This is a genomic window from Arthrobacter sp. H41 (assembly GCF_000520535.1).
In the GTDB taxonomy this organism is placed as follows: Bacteria; Actinomycetota; Actinomycetes; order Actinomycetales; family Micrococcaceae; genus Arthrobacter_D.
This window is the reverse complement of record NZ_KI914780.1, coordinates 24,756-26,908: the sequence shown is the minus strand read 5'-3', so window position 1 is coordinate 26,908 and position 2,153 is coordinate 24,756. Positions and strand designations below refer to the sequence as shown.

General features: G+C 65.8%; 4 protein-coding genes. 2 read left to right on the top strand and 2 right to left on the bottom strand.

Annotated features, from left to right (window positions below; translation table 11 throughout):
* On the bottom strand, positions 1–699 hold a 699-nt coding region (locus tag Y705_RS17835; RefSeq protein WP_081737834.1), incomplete at its 3' end, for a uracil-DNA glycosylase.
* Between the two features lie 135 nt (positions 700–834).
* Here Y705_RS17835 and Y705_RS0106070 point away from each other — a divergent pair.
* Entirely contained in the window at positions 835–1,137 is a 303-nt protein-coding gene (locus Y705_RS0106070; protein ID WP_026532212.1) for a DUF3263 domain-containing protein, read from the top strand.
* Between the two features lie 26 nt (positions 1,138–1,163).
* Entirely contained in the window at positions 1,164–1,790 is a 627-nt protein-coding gene (locus Y705_RS0106065) for a LytR C-terminal domain-containing protein (protein WP_026532211.1), read from the top strand.
* A gap of 58 nt (positions 1,791–1,848) precedes the next feature.
* Here Y705_RS0106065 and Y705_RS17830 read toward each other — a convergent pair.
* On the bottom strand, positions 1,849–2,153 hold a 305-nt coding region (locus tag Y705_RS17830; protein ID WP_253908513.1), incomplete at its 5' end, for an NINE protein.

Genomic DNA, 2,153 nt, shown 5'->3' with positions numbered 1-2,153 from the left:
CAGCCGCAGCAGTTCGTTCACCCTGCTGAACGGCCGGGATCCGAAGAACCCGCGCGACGCCGACAAGGGGCTGGGGTGGGCGGATTCGACCGTCGGTGTATCGCCGAGCAGGGGCTTCATCTTCAGCGCATCCCTGCCCCACAGGACGGCCACGAGCGGGCCGCCCCGGGCCGCGAGGGCCGTCAGCGCCGCATCGGTTACTTCCTCCCATCCCAGGTTCCGGTGTGAGGCGGACTCACCGGCCCGCACGGTCAGCACCCGGTTCAGCAGCAGGACACCCTGCTCCGACCAGAAGGAGAGGTCACCGGTGGCCGGCACTGTTCGATCGAGGTCCGACGAAAGCTCCCGGTAGATGTTGACGAGACTCCGCGGCAGGGGTCTCGTGTCGGGATCGACGGCGAACGCAAGGCCCACGGAATGACCCACGGTGGGGTAGGGGTCCTGCCCCACGACGACCACCCTGACCTTCGCCAGCGGATAGCTGAAGGCACGGAGGATGTTCGGGGGCTCGGGAAGAATCCGCTGCCCGGCGTGGGCATCCCGGGTGAGGATTCCGGCGAGTCGGTGCAGTGCCGGCTCCACAGGATGAAGCGCCTCAGCCCAGTCAGGCGCCATCATCTCCCGGATGGGGGTGGGAGCGGCGAAGGCGAAAGGGCTGCTGCGACTGTCGGTGCCGCCAATGTCATCGTCGGGATCCATGGTTCCATTCTTGCCGATCGGATGTGGCAGGCCCTTCAAATGACACTGTTGAAATTCGCGACTACCATGGATAGGTGGTCCTGCCGGAGGCAGGGAGCGGAATGGCTGGAGTTGACGGATTGGGCGGTGGACTCGATGGGTGAAGCACTGGGTGCGGCGGACAGTTCGCCCTCGCCTACCGACGCGCTCGTTCTCGAGGACCGCGACCGGCGGATGCTGGCACTGGAACGTGAATGGTGGAAATACTCGGGGGCCAAGGAACAGGTGATCCGGGAGCTCTTCAACATGTCTGCCACCCACTATTACCAGATCCTCAATGCGCTGATCGACACGGAGGCGGCACTCGCCCATGACCCGATGCTCGTCAAAAGGCTGCGTAGACTTCGATCAACCCGGCAGCGTGCCCGCTCGGCACGCCGGCTCGGCGTCGACATCTGACCAACAGCCAAGGACCGCACACGCATATGACGAAATATCCCGCGGACGAGTTCGACGAAGTGTCGATCAGCGTCGATCGGCAGGGAGTCCACCGTGAGCGATTGATGCCCGAGCGATCCAGTGGGCTTGCACTGAAGATCGTGGTGGGAGTGCTGGCGTTGCTCGTGGGACTCGCCGCCTATTTCCTGCTTCCCCGGCTCGGACTGGAGAATGCGGGTCCGAACAACGACGCCGCAGCGGGCACCGCTTCCGTAGACGGCGCCGCACCGTCGGCCTCGGGCGATCCCGGCCTGGGGTCCGATTCCGCAGACGCGGCCGCCGATAGCCCCACACCGGTTCCGCAGGACCAGGGGCCGGAGGGGGTTCCCTCTGCTGCAGTAGATCAGACCCAGGCCGTCAACGTGCTCAACGCCACCGGAACAGCAGGGCTCGCTACCACCGCGGTGGGCCGGCTGACGGCGGAGGGGTGGACCGGGGCGATCGCCGGCAACTGGCCGGGGCAGCCGGTTCAGGCCTCGACGGTCTTCCATAGTGGTGCCGATCAGCAGTCCGCCGCCCGGGAACTCGCCGGGGCCCTCGGCATCGACGCCGTCGTGATGGACCCCGAGGTAGGGCCGCTGCTCACCGCCGTGCTCGGACCGGACTTCCAATAGGAACCCTCGCCCGGTCGGCCGGCAATGGTTCCGGACGGCGTGCTACTCCTTCGGCGTATTACTCCTTGAGTGGAATTCCGCGCGCGTCCCTGCTGAAGGTCTGTGCTCCGACGAGGATCAGAATGCCCTCGATGAACCCCCAGAGCGCCCCGAACCCGAAAGTCACGAAGGTGACGATGATCTGCACGACGCCGATGGTGGTGTAGCCCAGGTAGAAACGGTGGATGCCGAGCGATCCCAGAAGGATTCCGAGCAGTCCTGCCACAAGCCGCGATTTCTGTTCGGGATACCCCTGACCGTAGGGCCCCTGCTGGTACGGGCCCTGCTGGTAAGGACCCTGACCGTACGGGCCCTGCTGGTAAG

Excerpts from the sequence above, each read along its gene's own strand:
- Y705_RS0106070 (WP_026532212.1), top strand. The coding sequence starts at position 835 with ATGGGTGAAGCACTGGGTGCGGCGGACAGTTCGCCCTCGCCTACCGAC.
- Y705_RS0106065 (WP_026532211.1), top strand. The coding sequence starts at position 1,164 with ATGACGAAATATCCCGCGGACGAGTTCGACGAAGTGTCGATCAGCGTC.